We start from the raw sequence: 26,362 nt of genomic DNA, 5'->3' as shown, positions 1-26,362 counted from the left end.
TACCCCCCCCCCCATCCCCGTGGGGGGGGCCCACGGTGGGCGGGGCTACCCCCTGGGGCACGACCGCACGGGGAACCGCGGGTGGGGCGCGGGGGGGGGGCCCCCCCCACCACCGAAAGGGGTGAACCGGCGTAACTTTCCCACCCCTGTAGCGTTCCGTCGCGCTATAGAGGCGGTCGACTACGTACGGTCAGGCGGCGGTGGCCTCCGCCCGCGCCGCGCGGCGGACCGCCGCGAGGGCTGGATCGAGCGCCGGGACGGCCGCCAGGAGCTGTCTGGTGTACGGGTCGCGGGGCGCTCCGTAGACCTGTTCCACCGGGCCCTCCTCGACGATCCGGCCGTGGCGCATGACGGCCACCCGGTCGCTGACCTGCCGGACGACCGCGAGATCGTGCGCGATGAAGACCAGCGCGAGTCCCAGTTCCCGCTGGAGCTCGGCCAGCAGCGCGGTGACCTGGGCCTGGGTCGTCACGTCGAGGGCGGAGACCGCCTCGTCGCAGACGATCAGCCTCGGCTCCGCGGCCAGCGCCCGCGCGATGCCGACGCGTTGGCGCTGCCCGCCGCTGAACTCGTGCGGATAGCGGTCGTACTGCTCCGGATCGAGCCCGACGCGCTCCAGCAGGTCCCGTACGCGCGCCCTGATCGCGCTCTCGTCGCGCTGCCCGCGTGCCCGCAGCGGATCCGCGACGGACTCGCCCACGGAGCGGCGCGGGTTGAGCGAGGAGACCGGGTCCTGGAAGACCATCTGCACCCGGTCCACCCGGCTGAGCCGGCCCGAGGTGGGCTCCAGGAGGCCGACAAGCATCCGGCCGAGGGTGGTCTTGCCGCTGCCGCTCTCCCCGACGATGCCGAGCGTCTCGCCGTGGCGGACGGTGAGGGAGACCCCGTCGACGGCGGCGCGGGCGGACTTCCCGCGCCCGAACACCTGCCGCAGACCGTCGGCCTCTACGAGCACCTCGGCCGTGTCCGGGACAGAACGCGCGACCGCACCGCCCGGCTCCGGGGCGATGCGCGGAACCGCGGAGAGCAGCGCCTTGGTGTAGGGCTCGCGCGGCGCGCGCAGGACCTCGGCCACCGGCCCCCGTTCCACCGCGAGGCCCGACCGCATGACCAGCACCTCGTCCACCGACTCCGCCGCCACGCCCACGTCATGGGTGACCAGCAGCAGCCCCATGCCCGTCTCGCGGCGCAGGCCGTGCAGCAGGTCGAGGATCTGGGCCTGGACGGTGACGTCGAGCGCGGTCGTCGGCTCGTCCGCGATCAGCAGCTCCGGTTCGCAGGCGAGCGCCATCGCGATGAGTGCGCGCTGCCGCATCCCGCCGGAGAACTCGTGCGGCCGGGAGCGGGAGCGGCGTACCGCGTCGGGAATTCCGACCCGATCCAGCACCTCGACGGCCCTGGTCCGGGCCGCCCGCCGGGAGACCCGGTTGTGGACCCGGTACACCTGGGCGATCTGGTCGCCCACCGCGTAGTACGGGTCCAGCGAGGAGAGCGGGTCCTGGAAGACCATCGCGGCCTTGGCCCCGCGCAGCCCGCGCAGTTCGGCGTCCCCGGCGGTCTGGACGTCCACGCCGGCGACCCGGACCGAGCCGCCGACCTTCGCGCCGGTCCCCCGGTGCAGTCCGAGCAGGGCGTACGCGGAGGCGCTCTTGCCGGAGCCGGACTCACCGACGACGCCGAGCGCGCCACCGGCCTCCAGCGAGAACGACAGTCCGCGCACCGCGTGCACGTCTCCGAAGGAGATCGAGAGATCGGTGACCTCGACGAGACTCATGACAGCACCACCCGACGGTCGGCCATCGCCTGGAGGATGTCCGCGACGGCATTGGCGAGGACGACGAAGAACCCGGTGACGAGCACCAGACCGACGACGACCGGGAGGTCCACGTTCCGTACGGCCGCGACGAGTTCGCGGCCGACCCCCGGAATCCCGAAGAGGGACTCGGTGAGCACGGCTCCGCCGAACATCGCGCCGATGTCCACGGCGCCGAGCGCGATCACCGGGGCGAGCGCGCCGCGCAGGGCGTGCCGTCCGACGATCGCGCGCTCACTGACCCCGTACGCCCTGAAGGTGCGCACATGGTCCTCCGCGAGCGTCTCCAGCATCGAGGCGCGGGTCATCCGCGCGTACGGGGCGGCGGAGACGAGCGCCAGGGAGATCCAGGGCAACAGCAGGTTCCAGGCCCACTGCTCCGGATCGTCCGTGAACGGCACGTAGTCCGGGAACGGCAGGATCTGGAGCGCGGTGACGCAGATGATGATCAGCAGCAGGCCGATCACGAAGACCGGCGTGGCCATGCCGGCCAGGGTGATCCCGGTGAGGACGCGCTCGGTGGCGCGGCCGCGCCGCCACACCGAGAGCACTCCGGTGCCGACCCCGAGCACCATCCACAGCACGAAGGCGCCGACGGCGAGCGAGGCGGTGGCCGGCAGCTTGGCGACGATCAGCTGGGTGACCTGCTGACCGCTCTGGTACGAGAGCCCCAGGCAGGGGGCCTGGCAGTGCACCACACCGGTTCCGGTGGAGTAGTCGCGGCCGGTGACCAGCGCCTGGAGGAAGTGCGCGTACTGCACGTACACCGGGTCGTCGAGCCGCAGTTGCTCGCTGACCTGGGCGACCTGGGCGGGCGAGCAGCGAGGACCGCAGGCGATCTGCGCGACGTCGCCCGGTGCCACGTAGAACGCGGCGTAGACGACGACGCTGAGGGCGAGCAGCACGAAGAGTGCTCCGCCCAGGCGCCGCAGCAGGAAGGACGTCATGCCCCGGCCTCCTTCTTCGCGCCGGTGCCGATCCGCAGCCGGGAGGCGGCGCGGGGGTCGAGCGCGGTGCGCACGCCCTCACCGAGGACGGTGAGGGCCAGCACGGTGACGAAGAGCAGTCCGGCCGGGATCAGCAGATACGTGGGCGCGGCCTGGTACCAGGTGTCGGCGTCGCTGAGCATCTGTCCCCAGGACGGCGTGGGCGGCTTGATGCCGACGCCGAGGAAGGACAGTGCCGCCTCTACGACGATGTTGGAGGGGAAGAGCAGGACGGCGTACGTGATGACGGGCGCCGCCAGGGCGGGCAGCAGTTCGCGCCGGGCGATCTGCCAGGGACCCCAGCCGCTAAGCCGGGCGGCGGCGACGTGGTCGAGCGATTTCAGGGCGAGGGTCTTCGCGCGCACGACCTTGGAGATGTGGGTCCAGCCGACCAGTCCGACGAGCAGCGCGATCAGTACCGGGCGCGGGAATCCGGCCGGGACGACGGCGAGCGCGCCGAGGGCGGCCACCATGACCGGCAGGGCGACCATGACGTCGGTGATCCGGCTGAACACCTGGTCGACGAAGCGGTTGCCGAGTCCGGCCGCGAGGCCGACGCCGACGCCGATGGCGACCTGGAGCAGCGTCGCGCCGAGTGCCACGCCGAGCGAGACGCGGGCGCCGTAGACGATGCGGGCGAAGAGGTCGCGCCCGGTGAGCGGTTCGACGCCGAGCCAGTGCTCGGCGCTGATCCCGCCGAAGGAGCCGAGCGGTACCCCGCCGGTGGCCGAGTCGACGAGATCGGGGTGGTACGTGGTGGGGTTCTGGCCCTCGATGCCCGCGAGCAGCGGCGCCGCGAGGGCGGTCAGGACCAGCAGGGCGACGAGGACGGCGGCGACCAGGGCGGAGCGCCGGGCGCGCAGCCGCCGCCAGAACGGATGGGCCCCGGAGGCGGGGGCCGCGACGGCCCCCGCCTCCTTGACCAGCAGAGCTTCGGTCATGGCTACTTGACCGCGACCTGCGAGATGTCGAGCACGCCGGTCCAGTCGCTGATCACGATGTTCTTGACGGACTCGCCGTACAGACGCTTGTAGACCGGGTGGAACAGCGGCACGGTCAGCGCCTGCTCACCGACCTTCTTGTCGAGCGCGCCCCAGCGCTTGGCGGCGGCGCTCAGGTCGGTCAGCTTGTTGATCTCGTCGATCTCCTTGTTGACCGCGGGGTCGTTCAGCTGGGAGGAGTTGAAGTTGTACCCGGCCTTGACGATCTGGCGCCCGTCGAAGATCGGGGCGAAGAACGGGCCGCCCGAGGGCCAGTCCGCGCCCCAGCCACCGAGGAAGAAGCCGGGCTCGGTCTTCACGTTGTAGACGGTGTCCGAGTAGGCGTTGGACTCCAGGCCGCGGAGCTTGACGGTGATCCCGGCCTTCTTCAGCGCCTCCTGGAGCGCGGTGGCGATCTCCGGGCTGGTCGCGAAGTTCTTCTCGTTGTTGTGCGTCAGGGTGACGGTCAGCCCCTTGGGGTAACCGGCCTCCTTCAGCAGTTCCCTCGCCTTGGCCGCGTTGCCGTTCTTCCCGGCCGGGAAGGCGTCGTACGGCGTGTAGCCGAAGGAGGTCTGGTCGGGCAGGAAGGTGGTGGCGGGCTCGGCGAGCGAGGAGCCGCCCGCGGCGTTGACGACGGAGGTGCGGTCGACGGCGTACGAGATCGCCTGGCGCACCTTCGGGTTGTCGAACGGCTTCACCTTCGGGTTGAAGGCGATGTAGTTGGTGTAGCCGAAGTGGCCGGTGCCGACCCGGGCGGCGAGCTTCTTGTCGCCGCTGACCTTGGCGAGCTCGGCCGGGCCGAGGTTGGTGTCGGTGGTGACGGCGGCGGCGTCGGCGCCCTGCGAGGCGGACAGCCGCTGGTTGATGACGGCGGAGTCGAGACCGGAGCGGACGTCGATCCGGTCGGGGTAGGCCTTGCGCTCCTCGTCGGTGGCGGCCGACCAGTGGGTGTTGCGCTCCAGGATGAGGCGCTCACCGTCGCCCTCGTTCTTGACGACCTTGTACGGGCCGGAGGAGAGCGGGTGCTCCTCGTACTTCGTGCCGGTGTCCTTGGCCTTGGGTACGGGGGTGGTCTGGGTCTGGCTGGCCAGGAAGGGGAACTCGCCCTCGGGCTTGTTGAGGTGGAAGACGATCGTCTTCGCGTCGGGCGTCTCGATCGAGTCGAGGCCCTTCTTGTCCTTGTAGGGGCCCTGGTAGCCGGCCCCGCCGATCAGCCAGTCGCGCAGGTAGGGCGCGCCACCGGAGAGTTCGGCGGCGAAGGAGCGCTCGACGCCGTACTTGATGTCGGCGCTCGTGATCGCGGTGCCGTCCTCGTACTTGAGGTTGTCCTTGAGCGTGTACGTCCAGACGGTGGCGTTCTTGCTCGGCTTGCCGAGGTCGGTCGCCAGGTCGGGGACGACCTTCGAGCCGGCCGCGCCGTCCTCCCGGTTGCGGGTGGTGAGGGTGCGGAAGACGAGCGAGGGGACGTTGCCGCCGCCGGACGTGTAGAGCCGGCCGGGGTCGAAGTCCTCCTGCGGAGCGCTGTTGAGGACGGTCAGCGTGCCGCCCTTCCTGGGCGCGCCCGCCGCACCGGAGCTGTCGTCGCTCCCCTTGCCGCTGCCCTCTGGCCCGCAGGCCGCGGCGGTTGCGGCCACGACGAGTACTGCGGCGGCCGCTGCTGCGCGGCGCGATATGACGGACGGTTGACGCATCGGAAGATGACCTCTCGGAGAACTGCCTGGGTGAGGGATACGGAAGTGGATCCGTGCAGGCGGCGAGAGGGACATGTGCGTACGACCGGTCGGTACCGGGACCGGAACACTGGTAACTGCCGCGCCTGCGGACGGAGTACGCCCGGTGCGGCAGTCGGGGAGGGGCCGGCCGGCCCGTCAGGGCTGGGACGGCGGGAGCCGACGCGCACTCGGGCAGGCGTCAGCAACAGTCGACGTCGGCGACACTGTGCCCGGTCACACCGATGAGCGCCAGCTCGATGGCTGCGCGCTCGGAGGTGACGGGGCTGTGTGACATGCCGAGAAATATGGGCGACGGCCCACACGATGTCAACGCGATATGAGACGGCGGTCTCAGTATTCGGACAGGCGGTGCCGGGAGACCGCCCCGACGGCCCGGCGACAGGCCTCCCGGACACCCGGCCCGCACCCCCTCACGCGGCTGCGGGCGGGGCTCAACCCTTCGGGTACACCCAGGCGTTGGGCCGGCACTTGATGTTGTCGATATCGAGTGATTTGGTCTGCTGCTGCATCACCGGAGCGAGGGTGCCCGGCGTGCGGCAGCTCACATGGTTGTGGCCCAGCCGGTGGCCCACCTCGTGGTTGATGAGCATCTGGCGGTAGGAGTAGAGCTTGTCCGGGCCGAAGGTGGACGAGCCCTGGGCCCAGCGATAGGCGTTGATCATCACGCGCTCGGTGGCGGCGGAGTCGCAGGAGACGTTGTCCACGGTCGTGTCCAGGCCCGACTTCTCGCACCAGACGCCGGTGGTTCCCGGACTGGCCAGCGTGATCACGAAATCCGGATCGCCGGTGGAAATCCGTTCGAAGGTCATCGCGCCGTCGTGCGCCCAACTGCGTTCATCATTAAGGGTCTTCTGGACCGCCTCGGCGAAGAGCGAGGAATCGAGCCCGAGTCCCTTCTCGACATCGATCCGGTAGACGTACCGGTGCCCCTTGCCCGGAGCCTTCGCCGCTCCCGGCACCGCCTCGAATTTCCCGGAAGCCTTGAGCTTCGGTGCCAGCGGATAGGGCTTGGCCATTTTCTGCTCGTACGTCAGCGGCTTGACCGCCACCTTGGGCTCGGGGGTCTTCCTGCCGTCCGAACGGGAGGCGCTGTCCGCGCCGTCCCGGTCGACGCCCGCGGCCTGGGCGGCACCCGAACGGCCGCCGCCGTCGTGGGCGACCTGGCCCGCCACGATCACCGCGAGCACCGTGGTCACCGCGGCGGCCGCGATCCCGGTGAAGGTGCGGCCCCTGCCGCCCCTGGAGCCCTTGGGCGCGCCGTCCTCGCCGCCGGGCGGCCGCCCGTCCCGGTCACCGGCGGGGCTGCGCGGGCCGGCGGGGGCGTCCTGCTCCGGCACCGGGCCGCGAGGGGGCCGGCCGGACGGGGCGGACCGGGCCGGCTGGGCGTCGAACGCCTCGACGAACTCCCTGCGCGGTCCCGGTATCAGCGGCTTGGTGCCGGTCCCCTGAGCCTGCGGACGCGGCGACGCCGACGCCTGGACACCGGTGCGGCCGGGCCCACCGGCCGGCGGACCCGGCCGCGCGACGGGTCCGGTGCCCCAGCCGCCACCGGGTTCGCGCTGTTCGGGGTGGCCGCCGCGCACCTGGGGTGTGCCCTGGAACGGGGTGGGGGCGCCGGTGGCCGGTGGCGCCTCGCCCGGCCGCCTGCGCCGGCCGTTGCCGGGTGCCGGCCTGGTGTCCTCGCGCCCGGCACCCGCTTCCGCCGGGGCGGACCCGGCCTCCGGGGCCTCGGGCCCAGGGCCCTTTCGACTGTGTCGTCCCACGCCCCGGATCAGCTCCCGCCGTCTTCGTCGAGCAGTTCCCGGAACGCCTGGGCGACCGCCTCCGGGTACTCCATCATCGCCACGTGCCCCGCGTCGGGCAGTGTCAGCAGCCGCGAATCGCGGAATGCCGCGGACGCCCTGCGTGCCATCCGGTACGAGACGAGCCGGTCCCGTCCGCCGTACACGAGCTGGGTCGGTGCGAGCACCCGCTCGGCCTGACGCCACAGCCCGTGCTGGCCGCCCAGCGTGTACGCGTCGACGATGCCACGTGCCGAGCGCGCCATGGCGTCCCAGAAGTACGGCAGTTCCAGCCGTCGCTCCATTTCGGCCACCGCCGCACGGAAGCCCTCCTGCGAGACCCGTGCCGGATCGCCGTAACAGAGTGCCATGACTCCGCGGGTGCGTTCTTCCGCGGTCCAGTCCCGGGACATCCGGGAGAACAGGGAGACGAGTCCCGGAACCGCGAGCAGTGCGGTCGGCGCGGCCGACAGCTGCACCCGGATCTCGGGGAGCGCGGGCGAGATCAGGGTCAGCGTGCGCACCAGGTCGGGGCGGACGGCCGCGACCCTGGTGGCCACCGAGCCGCCGAGGGAGTTGCCGAACAGGTGGACGGGCCCGCGCTCCCCCGCGTCCAGGAAGCGGATCACCGCGCGGGCGTGACCGGTGACCGAGTAGTTGCCGTCGTCCGGCGGCGGGGAGTCCCCGAAACCCGGCAGGTCCAGCGCCTCACCGTCCACCACGTCCTGGAGCAGCGGCATCAGCGCCGACCAGTTCTGCGAGGAGCCGCCGAGGCCGTGCACGTAGAGGGCGGGCGCGAGGCCCGCCCGCTCCGGTGGCCGCGATCGGACGTTCAGGGTGAGTCCGGCCAGCGTGACGGAGCGGAGTCTCTCGCCCTCCGCGACCCTGACGGTGCTCACCGTGGGTGCCGCCGCCGCTGCGGCGGCGGCACGGACTCCCGGCAGCTCGGTCGAAGACATGCGGCAATGTTACGAGACGATCACACCGCGATTCGTGTGTTCGCCGTCACACACCGCATAGCGGCATCGGTGCCCTGCTCCTAGGCTCGGAGCAAGGAAGGGAGCCACCATGACGGTCGACCCCACTGACCCGGAGTCCTTCGAGGACGTCCAGCCCGACGGACCCGGCCAGGAGACGCCGCAGGCGGACGCCGCCGAGCAGCAGGCGGAGCTGCGGCCCGAGAGCGACGAACCGCTGACGGACGTCGACCGGAACCGCGCGAACGAGGCGGACGCGGCCGAACAGGCCCGCACCGTCTCGCGCGACGAGCACGACGAAGACGATTACCGCTGATACGTCCCGCTATACGGCAGAGGTCGACAGGATCTGTGGCTACCGCGGGCGTCCGGTCCGTGAAATTCTGCGTCCGCGCCGCGCATACCCCGGTTACCCGAAAGTACGATGGAGGTATGGCGCAGCGAGTACGGAACGGCTGTGTCGGAACACAAATTTGGGAGGCGGCGTGACAGCCATCGAGCAGACCGAGGCGGCGCGCCCGCGGGGCACTCGCCTGCCGCGTCGCGCCCGACGCAATCAGCTCCTGGGCGCCGCCCAGGAGGTCTTCGTCGCGCAGGGCTACCACTCCGCCGCGATGGACGACATCGCGGAGCGGGCCGGGGTCAGCAAGCCGGTGCTCTACCAGCACTTCCCGGGCAAGCTGGAGCTGTATCTGGCCCTGCTCGACCAGCACTGCGAGTCGCTGCTCCAGGCGGTCCGCACGGCGCTCGCGTCGACGACCGACAACAAGCTGCGCGTGGCCGCGACGATGGACGCCTACTTCGCGTACGTCGAGGACGAGGGCGGCGCCTTCCGGCTGGTCTTCGAGTCCGACCTGACCAACGAGCCCGCCGTGCGCGAGCGGGTGGACCGGGTCTCTTTGCAGTGCGCCGAGGCGATCTCCGACGTGATCGCCGGTGACACGGGCCTGTCCAAGGACGAGTCCATGCTGCTCGCGGTCGGCCTGGGCGGGGTGTCCCAGGTGGTCGCCCGCTACTGGCTCTCCAGCCGGTCCGCCATCCCGCGCGACACAGCGGTCCAGCTCCTCACCTCGCTGGCCTGGCGGGGCATCGCGGGCTTCCCGCTGCACGGCATCGATCAGCACTGAGATCAGCACGGAGCGGGCGGCCGGCGCCCGTGTTCGCTGCGGGCGTTGCCCGCGGACCCCTGGTCACCGTCCGCAGCGGGCTAATGTGTGCTGCGTACGGCGCGGTTCACCGCGCAGGGACTGACCGTCGGAGGGACATAGCCGTGGAGGTCAAGATCGGGGTGCAGCACACGCCCCGGGAGATCGTTCTGGAGAGCGGGCTTTCCGCCGAAGAGGTCGAGAGCGCGGTTTCCGAGGCTCTCGCCGGCAAGGCGCAGCTGCTCAGCCTCACGGACGAGAAGGGCCGCAAGGTCCTGGTGCCGGCCGACCGGATCGCCTACGTGGAGATCGGCGAGCCCAGCACACGACGGGTGGGGTTCGGCACGCTCTAGTGGCGCGCACGGACACAGCGACCGTGGAAGCGGCCCGGCGGGGAATCCCCCGCCGGGCCGCTTTCCGTTGCGCGTCCGGCGCCCGGCCCCGCACGGCGGTGGCCGCTTGATGTACGACAGCCGAATTCCTGTGCGTTCCTGTGCGACGGCTGGGCGAAGCGTGTCCGCACAATGATTGTGTTCCGCTGCCCGGGGGTAGTACCGCGTAGACCGAATTGCCCGCCCCGTACCTGCGAGGTGATCGTCTGTGATCTTGGAAACCCTGGGCTCCGTCGTGCTCGGACTGGCCCTCTCCTGGGCGGCCCTGCGCTCCCTGTCGCCCCGCCTCCCGTCCCGCCGGACCGTCTTCGGTGCCGGAGCGCTGGGAGCCCTGTTCGGCCTGTATCTGATGCACTCGGTGCTGGGCCCCGGCCACGCCGCGGCGACGATGATCGGCGCGGCACTCATCTCCGCGGTGACGGTGTCCCTGCTGATCCGGCCGCGCAGCCGCCGGATCAGCCGGTCGGCGGCTGCCTGACGCCGGGGGGCGGCCTAGGCCGCGAGTCCGAGGGTGGCCATCCGCTTGGTGTGTGCCTCGGTGATCCGCGAGAACATCCGGCCGACCTCGGCCAGATCGAATCCGTCGGCCACCCCGCCCACCAGCATGGTGGACAGCGCGTCGCGGTCGGCCACCACGCGCTGCGCCTGCGAGAGCGCCTCGCCCATCAGGCGGCGGGCCCACAGCGCGAGCCGGCCGCCGAGCCTCGGGTCCGCCTCGATCGCGGCGCGCACCTTCTCCACGGCGAAGTTGCCGTGGCCCGTGTCGTCGAGCACGGCGAGCACGAGGGAACGGGTGTCGGAGTCGAGCCTGGCCGCGACCTCACGGTAGAAGTCACTGGCGATCGAGTCACCGACATAGGCCTTGACCAGGCCTTCCAGCCAGTCCGACGGGGCGGTCTGGCGGTGGAAGTCGTCGAGTGCCTTCGCGAACGGCTCCATGGCGTCGGTCGGCTCCACCTCGATCGCCGTCAGCCGGTCGGTCAGCCGCTCGAAGTGGTGGAATTCCGCGGACGCCATCCTCGCCAGCGCCGCCTTGTCACCCAGCGTCGGCGCGAGTTTCGCGTCCTCGGCGAGCCGCTCGAAGGCCGCCAGCTCCCCGTAGGCGAGTGCTCCCAGCAGGTCCACGACGGCGGCCCGGTACTGCGGCTCGCTGGACGCGGTGGCCCAGTCCTGGTCGGCGATTCGGGTGGATGCGGGGGTTTCGGTAGCGTTGTCAGGCGTCTCCATGGACCGCAGAATAGCCCGCCCGACGAGGCGTGGAAGGGCCCGGCCGCAGACTGACGTCACACCGTTCCGATGAATTCGCCCAACACAGATGCGCGAATCCGGGGTACAGTGGTATTGCGCTTACTGAGCATTTTGCAACTGCTCGTGGCGCGAAATTGAATGAGGATGCCCGGTCGGTGGCCCGATCGGCTCCGACCCGACAGCCCTCCACGCGAGGCGTACGACACGTACGACCGCAGATGAGGGGCCCCCTCAGCGGCACGAGCGCTCGAGCGACGGCAGTGGTCCCGCGCCACCCGGCCCATCCACGGCCGGATGACCAACCCCGGCACGGTACGACCCCCTTCGTTCGCCTCGGACCGCGTTTCACAGAAGAGGCAATACCCTGACTACGTTCCGAGACCTCGGGATTCTTTCCGAGACGGCCGAGGCCCTTGAGTCCGTCGGCATCACGTCCCCCTTCCCCATCCAGGAGATGACGCTCCCCGTAGCGCTCTCCGGCTCCGATGTCATCGGACAGGCGAAGACCGGCACCGGCAAGACGCTCGGTTTCGGGCTGCCGCTGCTGGAGCGCGTCACCGTCCCGGCGGACGTCGAGGCAGGCCGGGCCGCGCCCGAGAAGCTGACCGACGCCCCGCAGGCGCTGATCGTCGTCCCCACCCGCGAGCTGTGCCAGCAGGTCACCAACGACCTCCTGACCGCCGGCAAGGTCCGTAACGTCCGCGTTCTCGCGATCTACGGCGGCCGGGCGTACGAGCCCCAGGTGGAGGCCCTCAAGAAGGGCGTCGACGTCGTCGTCGGCACCCCGGGCCGGCTGCTCGACCTCGCGGGCCAGCGCAAGCTCGACCTCTCGCACATCCGCGTCCTCGTCCTCGACGAGGCCGACGAGATGCTGGACCTGGGCTTCCTGCCCGACGTCGAGCGCATCATCACGATGCTGCCGGCCAAGCGGCAGACCATGCTGTTCTCCGCGACCATGCCGGGCGCGGTCATCAGCCTCGCGCGCCGCTACATGTCGCAGCCGACGCACATCAACGCCACCTCGCCCGACGACGAGGGCACGACCGTCAAGAACACCGCGCAGTACGTCTACCGCGCGCACAACATGGACAAGCCCGAGATGGTCTCGCGCATCCTCCAGGCCAACGGCCGCGGACTCGCGATGATCTTCTGCCGCACCAAGCGCACCGCCGCCGACATCGCGGAGCAGCTGGAGAAGCGCGGTTTCGCCTCCGGCGCCGTCCACGGCGACCTCGGCCAGGGCGCCCGCGAGCAGGCGCTGCGCGCCTTCCGCAACGGCAAGGTCGACGTGCTCGTCTGCACCGACGTCGCGGCGCGCGGTATCGATGTCGAGGGTGTCACCCACGTCATCAACTACCAGTCGCCCGAGGACGAGAAGACGTACCTGCACCGGATCGGCCGTACCGGCCGCGCGGGTGCCAAGGGCATCGCGATCACGCTGGTCGACTGGGACGACATCCCGCGCTGGCAGCTGATCAACAAGGCCCTGGACCTGAAGTTCCCGGACCCGCCGGAGACGTACTCCACCTCCCCGCACCTGTACGAGGAGCTGGACATCCCGGCCGGCACCAAGGGTGTCCTGCCGCGTACCGAGCGCACCCGCGCCGGTCTGCGGGCCGAGGAGATCGAGGACCTCGGTGAGACGGGCGGCCGCGGCCGCAAGTCCGCCGCCGTCGCCGCCCCCGCCGTCCGCGAGGAGCGCCCCCCGCGCACGCCGCGTCAGCGCCGTCGCACCCGGGGCGGTTCCGCCGCGGAGGAGAACGCCGCCACGGTGCCCGCACCGGCCGCGGAGGCCGTCGAGGCCCCGGCCGCCGTCGAGACGCCCGCCGCCGAAGGCGCCACGGAACCGCGTACGCCGCGTCGGCGCCGTCGCGGCCGCGTCGGTGCCCCGGAGGTCGCGGCCGAGGCCGCGGTGGAGGTGGCGCAGGCCCCGGTCGTCGTCGTCGACGCCGAGCCCGTGGTGAAGACCAGGACCAGGGCGTCCAGGGCCAAGGCCGATGTCACGGTGGAGGTGGCGGCCGAGGCCGTGACCACCGCGAAGCCGCGTCGCAGCCGCGCCCGGGTCGTGAAGCCGGTGACGGAGGAGGTCGACTTCCAGACCGCTCCGGTGGCCGAGCCCGCCACGGAGGCGAAGACGGTGACCAAGCCGCGCCGCCGCGCCCGGGTGATCAAGCCCGCGGAGGACGAGGTCGACTTCCAGATCGCGCCGATCGCCGAGCCCGAGAACGACTCCAGGCCGCGCCGTCGCACCCGTGCGGCCGCGAAGCCGAAGACCGAGGCCGTGGTGGACGCCCCGGTCGCCGAGGGCGAGTCCAAGCCGCGCAGGCGTCGGGCACCGCGAGCGGCCGCCGCGAAGACCGACAGCTGAGACTGAACAGCTGAGACCGGTGCCCGAGGGCGCCGGGGTGCCCGAGGGGCCCGGGGGATCTCCCCGGGCCCCTCGGGCGTTCACGGCATAACCTCGTCCCATGAGCCGGCCACCCACCTTCGTCCCGCCTCCCCGCACCCGGGCCCGCGCGCTGCACACCGCGCGCGGTGACTTCGCCGTCCTGGACGCGACCCCGCGTACCGCACCACGCGGCACCGCGCTCCTGCTGCCCGGCTACGGCGGCAGCAAGGAGGACTTCATCGCGCTGCTGGAACCGCTCACGGAAGCCGGCTACCGCGTGGTCGCCGTCGACGGGCGCGGGCAGTACGAGAGCGACGGGACGGACCGCCAGGAGTCCTACGCACAGGACGAATTGGCGCGTGACACCCTCGCGCAGACGGCCGCGCTCGGCCTCGGCGGCAGCGCGGTCCACCTGCTCGGGCACTCGCTCGGCGGGCTGGTCGCACGCGCCGCCGCCATCCTGGATCCGGCACCGTTCCGGTCACTGACCCTGATGTCCTCCGGACCCGGCGTGGTCGTCGAGAGCCAGCGGGTCAAGCTGAAGATCCTGGGCGACGCGCTGGCGACCATGGGCATGGACGAGGTCTGGGAGGCCATGCGCGCCTTCGACCCGCCCGCGGAGGCCGAGGCGGACGACGGTGAGGACCTGCGGCGGCGCTGGATGCGTCACCGGCCCGCCCAGCTGATCGCCACCGGCCGCCGGCTGGCCACGGAGCCCGACCGGGTGGCCGAGGTCGCCGCCACCGGGCTGCCGGTCCACGTGATCTCCGGCGAGCGCGACGACGTCTGGCCGGTGCCCCAGCTCGACGCGATGGCCGAGCGGCTGGGCGCCCGGCGGACCCGGATCGAGGGCGCGGAGCACTCCCCCAACACGGACCGGCCGGGGCCGACGGCCGCCGCGCTGGCCTCCTTCTGGGACAGCCTGTAGGCAGCGCGGGGCTCAGCGACGGCGACGGCGACGGCAGTGCAGTGGCCGTCCAGTACCGCGTTCAGTACTGCGACTGGAGGTGCTGCCAGAAGCCGTCGCGCAGCGCCCGCCGCAGATGGGCGTGGCCGCGCAGCGAGTGCTGGAGCAGGCGTTCGGCCTCGACCAGCAGGTCCTGGTCGACGGAGCCCGGCAGGTACGGGTGTCCGGGGAGCAGGTCTGCCAGGGAGTCGCGGCCGCGGGCGGAGAGCCAGGTCGCGGCGATCTGCGTGCCGACGAAGCGGACGTCGTCGCGCGAGGGTGCCGGGGAGTCGTCCTCGTAGGTGGTGACGGGCCGTCTGGTCACGTAGGGGCGGCAGAAGTCGAGGTCGAAGGTGCGCTGGCTGTCGACCTCCCAGAGCAGCGGTTCGGCCTGGTTGCGCCCTTCGCCGGCCTCGATGCCCCACAGGTGGACGCGGGCCCCGTACCCCTGTGCGGCCTCGACGGCGGAGACCAGGTCCTCGTCGCCGCCGACGAGCGCGGCGTCACTGATGGCGCGGTGGCGGGCGAGGGATTCGAGGTCGGTGCGGATGAGTGAGTCGACGCCCTTCTGCTGGTTGTTGGCGTTGAGGTTGCCGAGTCTGACCTTGACGTCGGGGAGTTCCGCGATGGACTGCTGTTCGACGGTGTGGATCCGGCGCCTGGCCCCGTCGTACCAGTAGACGCGCAGCAGGCGGCTGTCCGCGAAGATCGTGCGGGCCTTGTCGATGAAGGCCTCGATCAGCCCCTCCGAGTCGAGGTCGAAGGAGCGCCGGTCCTCCGTGCCGGTGACGAGCAGCCCGGCCGCGGCGTACACGTAACCCGCGTCGACGAAGATCGCGTGGGTCGAGGGGGTCTTCGACACCTCGGCGAGCACCCGCTGGAGCAGCTCATTGGTGCGGTCCAGGCGCTCGCCGATCTCTGCCTCGTTCATAGGGGCCTCGTCGCGGCTGTCGTCGTCCGCGCATGCTCGGTTACCTGCTGGTACTTAGACATCCAAAAAATTTCCTTAGCGTAGGGAATGATTGCAGGGAGCAAGTCGTTGTACACCCCGTGGGGCGCGAGACGTACCAGCCTGGCGCTCCTCATCCTTGCGGACGGGTCACCCGTCCTCCCAGTAGTTCTCCAGCAGGAGGATCAGACGAAGGGAAGCCATATGCGCTTCGAGATCATGCGACTCGACGATGTCGACGGTACCGCCGTGGACAGCACCGTCGTGGACGCCGCCTCCGTCAACCGGATCGTGCAGCAGGCCGCGGCATTGGGCCAGCGCATCTATATCCGCCCGGCCGACACCTCGGCCTCGTAACACCTTGCCCGTTTGTGAGTTGCCCGCGTGAACCGCGTAAAGACGAGCGCCCCCGCACGGATCGATCGTGCGGGGGCGCTGTGCTGTGCGGGGCGGGTCAGGCGTTCTGGATGACCTGGGTGACGCCGTTGATGATCTGCTGCACGGCGATGGCGGAGAGCATCATCCCGGCGAGCCTGGTGACCAGGACGACGCCGCCGTCCTTGATGACCCGGATGATCAGCAGCGAGTAGCGCATGGTCAGCCAGAGCACGACGTGCATGGCGACGATCGCCGTCCAGACCGAGAGCTGGCTCCCGACGCTGTCGGCGTGCTGCACGGCGAGGATCACCGAGACGATCGCGCCGGGTCCCGCGAGCAGTGGCATGCCCAGGGGGACGAGCGCCACGTTGACGTCCTTCGTCTGCGTCGGCTCGTCGGTCTTGCCGGTCAGCAGGTCCAGCGCGATCAGCAGCAGGAGCAGTCCGCCCGCGATCATCAGCGCGGGTACGGAGACGTGCAGGTAGTCCAGGATCTGCTGGCCGAGCACTCCGAAGACGGCGATCACGCCGAAGGCGACGGAGACCGCCTGGAGCGCCATCTTGCGCTGCGTCTTGGCGGGGCGGCCGGCGGTGAGGGCCAGGAAGATCGGGGTGATTCCGGGCGGATCCATAATCACAAAAAGCGTGAGAAAAAGGGATCCGAAGACAGCGACGTCGAACACAGTGAGCCTTGCGGGGAGAGAGCGGGAATGCGGTGGGGGCGGCGCACCGGACAGGTGCCGGACCGGCATCCGCCGGAGCGTTCCGGCGGACACCGCGGCAGGCCGGTGCGCGGGGGTGAGGCATACGGCGGTGCGATGTGGGCGCCGCCGGGGTGCGGGAGTTACGCGTGGGCCGTTACGGGACGAGCGGTCCGCCGGCTCCCGGCACCGGGAAGGCCCCGGTGGCGCGCCGGGTGATCTCGCCGTAGATCTCGGGGTCGGTGACGTTCTCGCCGAGCCGTACGGTCTTGCGGCTGCCGTGGTAGTCGCTCGACCCGGTGGTCAGCAGCCCCAGCTCGCGGGCGAGCCCGCGCAGCCTGGCCCTGGTCGGCTCGTCGTGGTCCATGTGGTCGGCCTCGATACCGCCGAGCCCGGCCGCGGCCAGCTCCGCGATGGCGGATTCGGGCACCACGTGGCCGCGTTTGACGGCGCCCGGGTGAGCGAGGACGGTGACGCCGCCGGCGGCCTTGACCAACCGGACCGCGTCGAAGGGATCGAGCTCGTGCTTCTCGGCGTGCGCGCGCCCGCCGTCGGCCAGCCACTGCGGGGTGAAGGCGTCGGAGACGCTCGGCACGACGCCGAGCTCGACCAGGGCGGTGGCGATGTGCGGCCGCCCGACCGATCCGTCACCGGCGATCCGCGCGACCCGCTCCCACTCGACCGGCACGCCCAGCTCCTGGAGCTTGCGCACCATGGTCCTGGCGCGCGGCACCCGGTCGTCGCGCACCAGCTCGCGCTCGCGCGCCAGCTCGGGCTCGTCGGGGTCGAAGAGGTACGCCAGCATGTGCAGGCCGCCCACGCCGTCGAGCCGGCAGGACAGCTCGGCGCCGGTGACCAGGGTCAGCCCCTCGGGCAGCGCCGCTATCGCCTCCGCGTGTCCGCGGACCGTGTCGTGGTCGGTGAGGGCGACGACGTCCAGACCCGCGGCGGCGGCGTTCCGCACCAGCTCTGCGGGGGTGTCGGTACCGTCCGACGCGGTGGAGTGGGTGTGCAGGTCGATGCGCACGACGCGGACTCCAGTGCTCGCGGCCGGATGGGGGGACGCCCAAGGATAACCGGCGCAAGCGCGGATTCCGGACCCGGCCGGAGGCCGCCCGTCAGCCGCTCAGGGCCCGCCGAGCAGCCGGGGGGTGAGCGCGCCGCAGGGCACCAGGTCGACCTCTCCCCCGGCGTCACGCAGATCGGTGAGCACGAGTTCGTCGTACATCAGGAGTCCGGACTGCTCGGGCCAGACGATCGCCCAGAGCCACAGGCCGCACGCCTCACCGGCGAAGACGGCCCGGTCGTCGGGGGCGTCCTTCACGTGCCAGAGCGGGGTCGGGCGTCCGGCGGCGAGCACCTTGACGTCCGGCGGGCCGTCCACCCGCAGATACGGGCCCGGATCGGGCCCGTCGATACCGGCGTACCGCGCACCGAGTCCGACGCCGAGCTCCTCCGCGACGAGCAGCAGCTCACCGATGCCGCCGAGCGGCCCCGGTCCGGAGCAGGCGACGGCGGTCGCCCGCCCACCGCCGCGGTCGTCGCCCGCGCAGGCCACACCGGTGAAGAGCCAGCCCACCGGCAGCGGCCAGGGCATCCACACCGGCACCTGGGCCCGGTGCACCACCACTCCGAGCGCCTCGACGCTGGGCGGGATGACCGGCTGCATCGGCTGCACGCTGCCGTGCACGTCGCACTGCCAGGTGTCGTCGAAGAAACCGGGCGCCTTGACCCGGCCTCCGCACTTCGGGCAACTGGGTTCGCCCCTCATAACAACCAACCGTCCTCCCCGGCCGTCGCCGCGTCAAGGACGATCACCCTTCCGCCGCGCGGCTCTCATCAGGGGATTTAGATGTAGCTTGCATTTATTAGCCCCTCTAACTTATTCTGTGCATAACGCATCGATCTAGTGGAGAGCGAGTAGTCCCATGCAGGGAGAGGATCCGTTCGATCAAGGAACGGTCAGCATCCTGCGCCAGCCGAAGGCCGTATGGGCCACAGCGGGCGCTTCTGTTGTCGCGTTCATGGGAATCGGCCTGGTGGACCCGATTCTGCCGTCCATCGCCAAGGGCCTCGAAGCGACGCCGAGCCAGGTCTCGCTGCTCTTCACCTCCTACTTCCTGATCACCGCCGTGGCGATGCTGGTGACCGGATTCGTCTCCAGCCGCATCGGCGGGCGCAAGACGCTGCTGGCCGGACTGGCGCTCGTCGTGGTCTTCGCCGCGCTGTCCGGCACCTCGTCCTCCGTCGCGGAACTCGTCGGCTTCCGGGCCGGCTGGGGCCTGGGCAACGCGCTCTTCGTATCGACCGCGCTCGCCGTGATCGTCGGTGCGGCGGCGGGCGGCAGCTCGGCGGCGATCCTGCTGTACGAGTCGGCGCTCGGCCTCGGCATGGCCTGCGGGCCGCTGCTCGGCGCGCTGCTCGGTGACGCCAGCTGGCGCTACCCCTTCTTCGGCACGGCCGCGCTGATGGCGATCGGCTTCGTCTGCATCACGGCGTTCCTCAAGGAACAGCCCAAGCCGGCCCGGAAGACCTCGCTGCTGGACCCGATCAAGGCGCTCGGCCACGGCGGGCTCGCCTCCGTCGCTACCTCGGCGTTCTTCTACAACTACGCGTTCTTCACGATCCTGGCGTTCACGCCGTTCGTACTGAACATGTCGCCGTACAAGTCCGGCGCCGTCTTCTTCGCCTGGGGCCTGCTGCTCGCGGTCTTCTCGGTACTCGTCGCACCGAGGCTGCAGAAGCGCTTCGGCTCGCTCAGGGTGGTCGGCGCCTCACTGGTGCTGCTCGCCGCCGACCTGGTGATCCTCGGCTACGGGAACCACACCACGGCCATCGTCTGCACGATCGTCTCCGGCGCCTTCATCGGCATGAACAACACCGTCTACACGGAGCTGGCACTCGGGGTGTCCGACGCGCCGCGTCCGGTGGCCAGCGCCGGTTACAACTTCGTCCGCTGGTTCGCCGCGGCCGCCGCGCCCTTCCTGGCCCCGAAGATCGAGGAGTGGAGCAACATCCACATCCCGTTCGTGATCGCCGCCGTCGCCGCGGTCATCGGCGCGATCGTCATCTGGGTGCGGCGCTCGGCCCTGAGCCACGAGGCGGAGGAGCTGGAGCCGAAGCACGCGACCGAGGACGGCGTCACGGTCTTCGCCAACTGAACGGCCCCGCCTCCGTACGGAAGCCCCGCCGCCCGGCTCCTGGCCGTGCGGCGGGGCTTCCGTACGGAGGGCGCACCGCCCCGGTCAGTCCAGGGCCACCGAACCACGCAGCGGATCGCGCAGGTCCGTCCCCCGCGACAGCCACCGCTCCTGGAGCTCCTGCGCGCCCCTGACCCGCTTCCAGGCCGCTTCGTTGGGCGTCATCGGCAGCAGCGGCAGGAACCGCACCGCCTCCATCGGGGCCGCCAGCTCCAGATCCTCGACCAGCCCCCCGGGCTCAGCCACGAGCACCGAGCTGAAGGGTGCTCCGGGCCACAGCGGTTCGCCGAGGTCCAGCGAGGCGCCCGGCGCCACGATCACCCCCTCCACCTGCGGCGAGGCCGCCAGCACCGCGAGCTTGCGCAGCACCTGGTCGGTGTCCGCGAGCCCGGCCCGGACCGAGAGGACCAGCTCGGCCCGAGGTCCCTTCACCGGGTCGGCGAACGGGTCGGAGGGGTCGGCCATCGGCTGCGCGGACATGCCGAGCGTGGCGTACCTCACCACGTCGCCGTCGATGAAGCGGAGCACCTCGATCCGGTCGGTGCCGAGGAACGTCACTGCCGCGCGTGCGTCCGGTTCGCCCAGGGCCGTGCGCAGACGGGCCTCGACCGGAGCAAGAATTTCTGCCATGCGGCGAGCATAGGACGCGTATGGAACGGGCAAAGTAAGAGATTGGCCCTCTGCCTGCTGATAGCCTGGGCCCGCCGGTCGGGACAGCACGCAGAAGCGTCGCTCTCAAGTCCCGACGCAACGTCGTCCCTCACGGGGGACCGACCGGAGGAGGTGGGGCTGCGGTGGATCCAAGTCGACCGTGCAGTACCAACCGCTCTTCCGCCCGACACCTTTCTTCTGTGATCTGACGCCTTCCCGGCCACGGCCCATGGCGTTTCGCACGACGGAAGAGCACCCCCTTTTTGCCTGTCTGTAGCGAACGCCGTCATCGCGCCGCCGCGGTGCCGCCCGCTTTGCGGACGTGAGCCCACGTCCCCATTCCGGGCTGTTCCACGCCCTCGCCGACGGCCCTCCGTGAAGGAGCCAGCCATGTCGATGATCCGTGACCTGCGCGCTGTGGTGCGCCCGTCCCTGCGCAAGACCAACACCCTGCACAGCAGTTACGACGCCACGCGTGACCCGTCCGCCTCCAGCGCGGTCGTCGACTGCGCGGTCTACCGCGACGGACGCCGCGTCGCGGAGGAGGACGGCACCTGCCGTACACCGCACGAGGCGATGCTCCGGGTGCGGGAGAAGGGCGGCTTCGCCTGGATCGGCCTCCACGAGCCGACCGAGGAGGAGTTCGCCGGCATCGCCCGGGAGTTCGGGCTGCACCCGCTGGCCGTGGAGGACGCCGTCCACGCCCACCAGCGGCCGAAGCTGGAGCGGTACGACGACACCCTGTTCACCGTCTTCAAGACCATCCACTACGTCGAGCACGCAGAACTGACCGCGACCAGCGAGGTCGTGGAGACCGGCGAGGTGATGTGCTTCACCGGCCGGGACTTCGTCATCACCGTGCGGCACGGCGGCCACGGCTCGCTGCGCGCGCTGCGCCACCGCCTCCAGGACGACCCCGAGCTGCTCGCCAAGGGCCCCTCGGCAGTGCTGCACTCCATCGCGGACCATGTGGTCGACGGCTACATCGCGGTGGCCGGCGCGGTGCAGGAGGACATCGACGAGGTGGAGATCGAGGTCTTCTCCACCCCCGACAAGAGCGGCCCGCGCGGTTCGGACGCCGGCCGGATCTACCAGCTGAAGCGCGAGGTGCTGGAGTTCAAGCGGGCCGTATCGCCGCTGCTGCGCCCGATGCAGCTGCTCAGCGAGCGGCCGATGCGGCTGATCGACCCGGACATCCAGAAGTACTTCCGGGACGTCGCGGACCACCTCGTGCGCGTGCAGGAAGAGGTCATCGGCTTCGACGAGCTGCTGAACTCCATCCTCCAGGCCAACCTGGCGCAGGCGACCGTCGCGCAGAACGAGGACATGCGCAAGATCACCTCCTGGGCGGCCATCATCGCCGTACCGACGATGATCTGCGGGGTCTACGGCATGAACTTCGACCACATGCCGGAGCTGGCCTGGACGTACGGCTATCCGATGGTGCTGGGTTTCATCGGAGTGGTCTGCTTCTCCATCCACCGCATGCTCAAGCGCAACGGCTGGCTCTGACCCTCCCCTGCCGCCCGTCTGCCTGTCCGGGGCCGGTCTAAGCTCTGCTGCATGACTGCTGCTGACACGCTGCTCGGACCGGCCCTCGTCGAGGAGGCCACCAAGAAGTCGGGGCTGGTCTGGGTGCGCGGCACCGGGCCCGCGCGGGCGCTGTGGCACGTGTGGCACGAGGGCGCGGCGCTGCTCGTCGGGGACGGCCCCGGCGAGCAGCCCCTCCCGGCCGGGCTCAAGGACGGCGGCAACGCGGAGGTGACCGTCCGCAGCAAGGACAAGGGCGGCCGGCTCGTCGCCTGGACCGCGTCCGTCGAGCTGCTGGCCCCGCACTCCGGGGAGTGGGAGGCGGCGGTGGCCGAGCTGAAGGGCAAGCGGCTGAACGCACCGGACGCCGAGCAGCTGACCGAGCGCTGGGCGCGCGAGTGCCGGATCCTGCGGCTGACGCCGCTCGATTCCCGTACGGACCTGCCGACGGGCTCGGGGGCGGCGGCGCCGCTGCCCACCACCGCCACCACCCGGCTGCCGGTACCGGCCGGGCTGCCGCGGCTGCTGAAGCGCTCGCTCAGGAAGCCGTAGCCGGTCCTCGCTCCCTCAGGAGGACGACTTGGGCAGCTGCTGCCCGTAGTCCACCGTGTCGCCCTCGGCCGGGGCCTTCAGCGCGAAGTCCTTGCCCCAGTCCGCGAGCGTGATGATGCCCCCGCCGCCACCGCGTGCGAAGCGCAGCGGGTACGGCTTGCCCTCCAGGGACACGTCGAGCGCGCCGCCCTCGCCCTTGCCGCCGGCGATCCGGATGGTGCGCTGCCCGCCGACCTTGTCCCGGTCGCCCTTGCCGACCTCGCCGTGCAGGGTGAGCAACCCGTCGAGCAGCACCTTCTTGTCGGTGAACCCGCGCAGCTGCTTGTACGTGGGGTCGTCCTCCGGGACCTTCACGTACTTGTCGTCGAGCTTGTCCGCCGCCGCGCCGTCGGCCTCACTCGTCTTCCCGGCGTCGGCCGTGCCGTGGTTCCAGAAGCCGGCGTCCGCCTTGAGGTAGAGCACGTCCCCGATCCGGAGCAGCTCGAAGGTGCTGTTCTTCGACGTGACGGAGCCCGCGCCGCCCTTGTCCTTGAGCCGCATGTTGAGTTTGTACGTGCCGCCCTTGCTGACCAGGGTGCCGGCCAGCCGGACCGTCTCCGAGGAGTCCGCGGCGGCCCGCGCCTTCTTCTCGATCTCCGGCGCTTCCAGTCTGCCGACGCCGTTGGTCCCCTTGTCCGGATCCTCGTCCGCGCACGCGGTCAGCGCCGCGGTCAGCCCGGCGCAGAGCACGACGGCGAGGGTGGCGGTCCGGCGGCGGGCCCGGACGGCCGGAACGAAGGAGGTCACAGGCGCACTGCCTCTCAGCTGCGTGGCGGTGGGTGGCAGACGGCAGCGTACCTGTGCGGCCTACACCTTCCGGCAGAGAGTCGCGACGACCGCTCTCCAGGGCGACCTGCGACAGTACGGGCTAGCCTGATCCCGTCATAACGGTGCAATAAATGTCACATCAGACCGGATACGTAAGCCGGCGACGAAGGGAGGAGGCGCGGGCATGGCAGCAGGAACGCCCCGGGTCTTCGTCTCGCACCTCTCCGGTGTGCCGGTCTTCGACCCGAACGGGGACCAGGTGGGGCGCGTCCGCGACCTGGTCGCGATGCTCCGGGTCGGCGGCCGGCCGCCCCGGCTGCTCGGCATCGTCGTCGAGGTGGTGAGCCGGCGCCGGATCTTCCTTCCGATGACCCGGGTGACGGGCATCGAGTCGGGTCAGGTCATCACCACGGGCGTGGTCAACATGCGGCGCTTCGAACAGCGGCCCACCGAACGTCTGGTGCTGGGCGAGTTCCTCGACCGGCGGGTCAGCCTGGTGGAGACCGGCGAGGAGGTCACCATCCTGGACGTGGCGATCCAGCAGCTGCCGGCCCGGCGCGACTGGGAGATCGACAAGTACTTCGTGCGCAAGGGCAGGGGCGGCGCGCTGCGCCGCAAGGGCGAGACCCTGACCGTCGAGTGGTCGGCCGTCAGCGGCTTCTCGCTGGAAGAGCACGGGCAGGGCGCGGAGTCGCTGGTCGCCACGTTCGAGAAGCTGCGCCCGACCGACGTGGCCAACGCCCTGCACCACCTCACCCCGAAACGGCGTGCGGAGGTCGCCGCCGCGCTCGACGACGACCGGCTTGCCGATGTCCTGGAGGAGCTCCCCGAGGACGACCAGGTGGAGATCATCGGCAAGCTCCAGGAGGAGCGTGCGGCGGACGTCCTGGAGGCGATGGACCCCGACGATGCGGCCGACCTGCTGTCCGAGCTGCCGGAGGAGGACAAGGAGCGGCTGCTGACGCTGATGCGCCCGGACGACGCGGCGGACGTCCGGCGCCTCATGTCGTACGAGGAGCGGACGGCGGGCGGCCTGATGACCACGGAGCCGATCATCCTGCGCCCGGACGCGACGGTGGCCGACGCGCTCGCCAGGGTCCGCCAGCAGGACCTCTCCCCCGCGCTCGCCGCCCAGGTGTACGTGTGCCGGTCGCCCGACGAGACGCCCACGGGCAAGTACCTGGGCACGGTGCATTTCCAGCGGCTGCTGCGCGATCCGCCGTTCACCCTGGTCAGCTCGATCGTCGACAGCGATCTGGTGGCGCTGACACCGGACACCCCGCTGTCGGTGGTGACCAGCTATCTGGCGGCGTACAACCTGGTCTCCGTGCCCGTGGTGGACGAGAGCGGCTCGCTGCTGGGTGCGGTGACCGTCGACGACGTGCTCGACCACCTGCTGCCCGACGACTGGCGGGAGACCGACTTCCACGGGCGCGAGGGGGTGCTCCGTGGCCGGTGAGGAGCGCTCCAGGGCGTCGAACGGCTCGACGGCCCTGACCCGTACCTCCAGGACCCGGCTCGACCAGCCGAAGGACCCCCGGCGGCGGCTGCTCCCGGAGTACGACCCGGAGGCGTTCGGCCGGTTCTCGGAGCGGATCGCGCGGTTCCTGGGGACGGGCCGGTTCATCGTCTGGATGACGCTGATCATCATCGTCTGGGTGGTGTGGAACATCTTCGCGCCGGAGAAACTGCGGTTCGACGAGTACCCGTTCATCTTCCTGACCCTGATGCTCTCCCTCCAGGCCTCGTACGCGGCCCCGCTGATCCTGCTCGCGCAGAACAGGCAGGACGACCGCGACCGGGTCACCCATGAGCAGGACCGGGCCCAGAACGAGCGCTCCATCGCCGACACGGAGTACCTGACCAGGGAGATCGCGGCTCTGCGGATGGGCCTCGGGGAGGTCGCCACCCGGGACTGGATCCGCTCCGAGCTGGAGGACCTGGTGAGGGATCTCGACGACCGCAGGACATCGGCCGGGGCCGAGAGTGACGAAGACCGCTGACAGGGCTACCCGCGCGTAGCGGACGGCGCCGTACCATCGTCGGTATGGCTACGGAAGACGCGGTGCTTGAGGCACTGGCGACAGTGAACGACCCGGAGATCCACCGCCCGATCACCGAGCTGGGCATGGTGAAATCGGTCGAGATCGATCCTGACGGTGTAGTCGCTGTCACGGTGTATCTCACCGTATCCGGCTGTCCGATGCGCGAGACGATCACCAATAACGTGACCGACGCGGTGGCCCGCGTCGAAGGAGTGTCCCGGGTCGAGGTGACCCTCGACGTGATGAGCGACGAGCAGCGCAAGGACCTGGCGTCCTCGCTGCGCGGCGGCACGGCGGAGCGCGAGGTGCCGTTCGCCAAGCCCGGCTCGCTGACCCGGGTGTACGCGGTGGCCTCCGGCAAGGGCGGCGTCGGCAAGTCCTCCGTGACCGTGAACCTGGCGGCCGCGATGGCCGCCGACGGCCTCAAGGTCGGCGTCGTGGACGCGGACATCTACGGGCACAGCGTGCCCCGGATGCTCGGCGCGGACGGCAAACCGACCCAGGTCGAGAACATGATCATGCCGCCGTCCGCGCACGGCGTGAAGGTCATCTCCATCGGCATGTTCACCCCGGGCAACGAGCCGGTGGTCTGGCGCGGCCCGATGCTGCACCGCGCGCTCCAGCAGTTCCTCGCCGATGTGTACTGGGGCGACCTGGACGTCCTGCTGCTCGACCTGCCGCCGGGCACCGGTGACATCGCCATCTCCGTGGCCCAGCTGGTGCCGAACGCGGAGATCCTGGTCGTCACGACCCCGCAGCAGGCCGCGGCAGAGGTGGCGGAGCGGGCCGGCTCGATCGCCGTCCAGACCCACCAGAAGATCGTCGGCGTCGTCGAGAACATGTCGGGCATGCCCTGCCCGCACTGCGACGAGATGGTCGACGTGTTCGGCTCCGGCGGCGGCGCCCGGGTCGCGGAGGGGCTGACCAGGACCATCGGCGCCGAGGTGCCGGTGCTCGGCTCCATCCCGATCGACGTACGGCTGCGCGAGGGCGGTGACGAGGGCAAGCCCGTCGTCCTGTCCGACCCCGACTCCCTCGCGGGCAAGGCCCTGCGCTCCATCGCGGACAAGCTGAGCGGCCGTCAGCGCGGTCTGTCCGGCATGTCCCTGGGAATCACCCCGCGCAACAAGTTCTGACCCGGAACGGGCCCGTGGCGGGCC

The 26,362-nt window shown here is 71.0% G+C and carries 27 protein-coding genes; 13 read left to right on the top strand and 14 right to left on the bottom strand.

Annotated elements, in window-relative coordinates; all coding sequences use genetic code 11:
* Window positions 1–190: 190 nt before the first annotated feature.
* The 7 genes from ACFVQ0_RS12285 to ACFVQ0_RS12255 form a co-directional block, all read right to left on the bottom strand.
* The gene (locus ACFVQ0_RS12285) at window positions 191–1,774 is read right to left on the bottom strand and encodes a dipeptide ABC transporter ATP-binding protein (protein WP_390087072.1); all 1,584 of its coding nucleotides are present in this window, start codon (window positions 1,772–1,774) and stop codon (window positions 191–193) included.
* On the bottom strand, window positions 1,771–2,760 hold the full coding sequence (locus tag ACFVQ0_RS12280) for an ABC transporter permease (RefSeq protein ID WP_390087070.1): 990 nt from the start codon (window positions 2,758–2,760) through the stop codon (window positions 1,771–1,773). The genes ACFVQ0_RS12285 and ACFVQ0_RS12280 overlap by 4 nt, the downstream gene beginning before the upstream one ends.
* Window positions 2,757–3,740 carry an ABC transporter permease gene (locus ACFVQ0_RS12275; RefSeq protein ID WP_390087068.1) on the bottom strand — a complete coding sequence of 328 codons (984 nt, stop codon included), beginning with the start codon at window positions 3,738–3,740 and terminating at the stop codon, window positions 2,757–2,759. Before ACFVQ0_RS12275 ends, ACFVQ0_RS12280 begins: the two co-directional genes overlap by 4 nt.
* Before the next feature lie 2 nt (window positions 3,741–3,742).
* Window positions 3,743–5,470 carry an ABC transporter substrate-binding protein gene (locus tag ACFVQ0_RS12270; protein ID WP_390087066.1) on the bottom strand — a complete coding sequence of 576 codons (1,728 nt, stop codon included), beginning with the start codon at window positions 5,468–5,470 and terminating at the stop codon, window positions 3,743–3,745.
* A 220-nt stretch (window positions 5,471–5,690) separates the two neighbouring features.
* Window positions 5,691–5,786 (bottom strand): Ms4533A family Cys-rich leader peptide, encoded by a 96-nt coding sequence (locus ACFVQ0_RS12265; RefSeq protein ID WP_371776274.1) that lies wholly within the window; start codon window positions 5,784–5,786, stop codon window positions 5,691–5,693.
* A 157-nt stretch (window positions 5,787–5,943) separates the two neighbouring features.
* The gene (locus ACFVQ0_RS12260; protein WP_390087064.1) at window positions 5,944–7,275 is read right to left on the bottom strand and encodes a DUF3152 domain-containing protein; all 1,332 of its coding nucleotides are present in this window, start codon (window positions 7,273–7,275) and stop codon (window positions 5,944–5,946) included.
* 8 nt (window positions 7,276–7,283) lie between these two features.
* Window positions 7,284–8,252 carry an alpha/beta fold hydrolase gene (locus ACFVQ0_RS12255; RefSeq protein WP_390087062.1) on the bottom strand — a complete coding sequence of 323 codons (969 nt, stop codon included), beginning with the start codon at window positions 8,250–8,252 and terminating at the stop codon, window positions 7,284–7,286.
* 109 nt (window positions 8,253–8,361) lie between these two features.
* Here ACFVQ0_RS12255 and ACFVQ0_RS12250 point away from each other — a divergent pair, with 109 nt between their 5' ends.
* The 4 genes from ACFVQ0_RS12250 (at window position 8,362) to ACFVQ0_RS12235 (ending at window position 10,285) form a co-directional block, all read left to right on the top strand.
* A complete protein-coding gene (locus tag ACFVQ0_RS12250) occupies window positions 8,362–8,586 on the top strand; it encodes a hypothetical protein (RefSeq protein WP_390087060.1) in 225 nt (74 codons plus the stop codon).
* 169 nt (window positions 8,587–8,755) lie between these two features.
* Window positions 8,756–9,397, top strand: a complete 642-nt coding sequence (locus tag ACFVQ0_RS12245) for a TetR/AcrR family transcriptional regulator (protein WP_018105511.1) — start codon at window positions 8,756–8,758, stop codon at window positions 9,395–9,397.
* Between the two features lie 143 nt (window positions 9,398–9,540).
* Window positions 9,541–9,768, top strand: a complete 228-nt coding sequence (locus ACFVQ0_RS12240; RefSeq protein ID WP_390087058.1) for a DUF3107 domain-containing protein — start codon at window positions 9,541–9,543, stop codon at window positions 9,766–9,768.
* A gap of 247 nt (window positions 9,769–10,015) precedes the next feature.
* On the top strand, window positions 10,016–10,285 hold the full coding sequence (locus ACFVQ0_RS12235; RefSeq protein ID WP_389215016.1) for a hypothetical protein: 270 nt from the start codon (window positions 10,016–10,018) through the stop codon (window positions 10,283–10,285).
* A 14-nt stretch (window positions 10,286–10,299) separates the two neighbouring features.
* On the opposite strand, the gene ACFVQ0_RS12230 is transcribed toward ACFVQ0_RS12235, so the two are convergent.
* Window positions 10,300–11,034, bottom strand: a complete 735-nt coding sequence (locus tag ACFVQ0_RS12230; protein WP_390087056.1) for a ferritin-like fold-containing protein — start codon at window positions 11,032–11,034, stop codon at window positions 10,300–10,302.
* 475 nt (window positions 11,035–11,509) lie between these two features.
* Here ACFVQ0_RS12230 and ACFVQ0_RS12225 point away from each other — a divergent pair, with 475 nt between their 5' ends.
* Together ACFVQ0_RS12225 and ACFVQ0_RS12220 are read left to right on the top strand one after the other, a co-directional pair.
* Complete coding sequence (locus ACFVQ0_RS12225; RefSeq protein ID WP_390087054.1) at window positions 11,510–13,423, top strand: DEAD/DEAH box helicase; 1,914 nt, start codon at window positions 11,510–11,512, stop codon at window positions 13,421–13,423.
* Between the two features lie 100 nt (window positions 13,424–13,523).
* Window positions 13,524–14,372, top strand: coding sequence for an alpha/beta fold hydrolase (locus tag ACFVQ0_RS12220; RefSeq protein ID WP_390087052.1), 849 nt, complete (start codon window positions 13,524–13,526; stop codon window positions 14,370–14,372).
* A 61-nt stretch (window positions 14,373–14,433) separates the two neighbouring features.
* On the opposite strand, the gene ACFVQ0_RS12215 is transcribed toward ACFVQ0_RS12220, so the two are convergent.
* On the bottom strand, window positions 14,434–15,321 hold the full coding sequence (locus tag ACFVQ0_RS12215) for an NYN domain-containing protein (protein ID WP_073736584.1): 888 nt from the start codon (window positions 15,319–15,321) through the stop codon (window positions 14,434–14,436).
* A gap of 222 nt (window positions 15,322–15,543) precedes the next feature.
* On the opposite strand from ACFVQ0_RS12215, the gene ACFVQ0_RS12210 reads away from it, so the two are divergent.
* Complete coding sequence (locus ACFVQ0_RS12210; protein WP_199884445.1) at window positions 15,544–15,696, top strand: hypothetical protein; 153 nt, start codon at window positions 15,544–15,546, stop codon at window positions 15,694–15,696.
* A gap of 97 nt (window positions 15,697–15,793) precedes the next feature.
* Here ACFVQ0_RS12210 and ACFVQ0_RS12205 read toward each other — a convergent pair whose 3' ends face one another.
* From ACFVQ0_RS12205 to ACFVQ0_RS12195, 3 genes are all read right to left on the bottom strand, one after another.
* Window positions 15,794–16,399 (bottom strand): MarC family protein, encoded by a 606-nt coding sequence (locus tag ACFVQ0_RS12205; protein ID WP_073736585.1) that lies wholly within the window; start codon window positions 16,397–16,399, stop codon window positions 15,794–15,796.
* A 175-nt stretch (window positions 16,400–16,574) separates the two neighbouring features.
* Window positions 16,575–17,444 (bottom strand): PHP domain-containing protein, encoded by an 870-nt coding sequence (locus tag ACFVQ0_RS12200; protein WP_390087049.1) that lies wholly within the window; start codon window positions 17,442–17,444, stop codon window positions 16,575–16,577.
* A gap of 99 nt (window positions 17,445–17,543) precedes the next feature.
* Entirely contained in the window at window positions 17,544–18,188 is a 645-nt protein-coding gene (locus tag ACFVQ0_RS12195; RefSeq protein ID WP_390087047.1) for a DUF6758 family protein, read from the bottom strand.
* Window positions 18,189–18,345: 157 nt separating this feature from the next.
* Between ACFVQ0_RS12195 and ACFVQ0_RS12190 the strand changes: the two genes are divergently transcribed.
* On the top strand, window positions 18,346–19,578 hold the full coding sequence (locus tag ACFVQ0_RS12190) for an MFS transporter (RefSeq protein WP_390087045.1): 1,233 nt from the start codon (window positions 18,346–18,348) through the stop codon (window positions 19,576–19,578).
* An 84-nt stretch (window positions 19,579–19,662) separates the two neighbouring features.
* On the opposite strand, the gene ACFVQ0_RS12185 is transcribed toward ACFVQ0_RS12190, so the two are convergent.
* Window positions 19,663–20,247 (bottom strand): suppressor of fused domain protein, encoded by a 585-nt coding sequence (locus tag ACFVQ0_RS12185; protein WP_390087043.1) that lies wholly within the window; start codon window positions 20,245–20,247, stop codon window positions 19,663–19,665.
* A 411-nt stretch (window positions 20,248–20,658) separates the two neighbouring features.
* On the opposite strand from ACFVQ0_RS12185, the gene ACFVQ0_RS12180 reads away from it, so the two are divergent.
* Both ACFVQ0_RS12180 and ACFVQ0_RS12175 read left to right on the top strand, forming a co-directional pair.
* A complete protein-coding gene (locus tag ACFVQ0_RS12180) occupies window positions 20,659–21,780 on the top strand; it encodes a magnesium and cobalt transport protein CorA (protein WP_390087042.1) in 1,122 nt (373 codons plus the stop codon).
* A gap of 51 nt (window positions 21,781–21,831) precedes the next feature.
* Window positions 21,832–22,350 carry a hypothetical protein gene (locus tag ACFVQ0_RS12175; protein WP_390087040.1) on the top strand — a complete coding sequence of 173 codons (519 nt, stop codon included), beginning with the start codon at window positions 21,832–21,834 and terminating at the stop codon, window positions 22,348–22,350.
* A 15-nt stretch (window positions 22,351–22,365) separates the two neighbouring features.
* Here the strand turns inward: ACFVQ0_RS12175 and ACFVQ0_RS12170 are convergent, their stop codons facing one another.
* Window positions 22,366–23,136, bottom strand: a complete 771-nt coding sequence (locus ACFVQ0_RS12170; protein ID WP_390087038.1) for a hypothetical protein — start codon at window positions 23,134–23,136, stop codon at window positions 22,366–22,368.
* 205 nt (window positions 23,137–23,341) lie between these two features.
* Between ACFVQ0_RS12170 and ACFVQ0_RS12165 the strand changes: the two genes are divergently transcribed.
* From ACFVQ0_RS12165 to ACFVQ0_RS12155, 3 genes are read left to right on the top strand one after another with little or no spacing between them, the layout of a single operon-like run.
* Complete coding sequence (locus tag ACFVQ0_RS12165; RefSeq protein ID WP_073736593.1) at window positions 23,342–24,616, top strand: magnesium transporter MgtE N-terminal domain-containing protein; 1,275 nt, start codon at window positions 23,342–23,344, stop codon at window positions 24,614–24,616.
* Window positions 24,606–25,160: a DUF1003 domain-containing protein gene (locus ACFVQ0_RS12160; RefSeq protein ID WP_390087036.1), complete on the top strand. Its 555-nt coding sequence runs from the start codon at window positions 24,606–24,608 to the stop codon at window positions 25,158–25,160. The genes ACFVQ0_RS12165 and ACFVQ0_RS12160 overlap by 11 nt, the downstream gene beginning before the upstream one ends.
* A gap of 44 nt (window positions 25,161–25,204) precedes the next feature.
* A complete protein-coding gene (locus ACFVQ0_RS12155) occupies window positions 25,205–26,338 on the top strand; it encodes an Mrp/NBP35 family ATP-binding protein (protein ID WP_390087034.1) in 1,134 nt (377 codons plus the stop codon).
* Window positions 26,339–26,362 lie beyond the last annotated feature (24 nt).

It is taken from the genome of Streptomyces sp. NPDC057900 (assembly GCF_042887885.1).
GTDB lineage: Bacteria > Actinomycetota > Actinomycetes > Streptomycetales > Streptomycetaceae > Streptomyces.
Note: the sequence above shows the minus strand (reverse complement) of the source record. Positions and strands in the feature narration are given on the sequence as shown.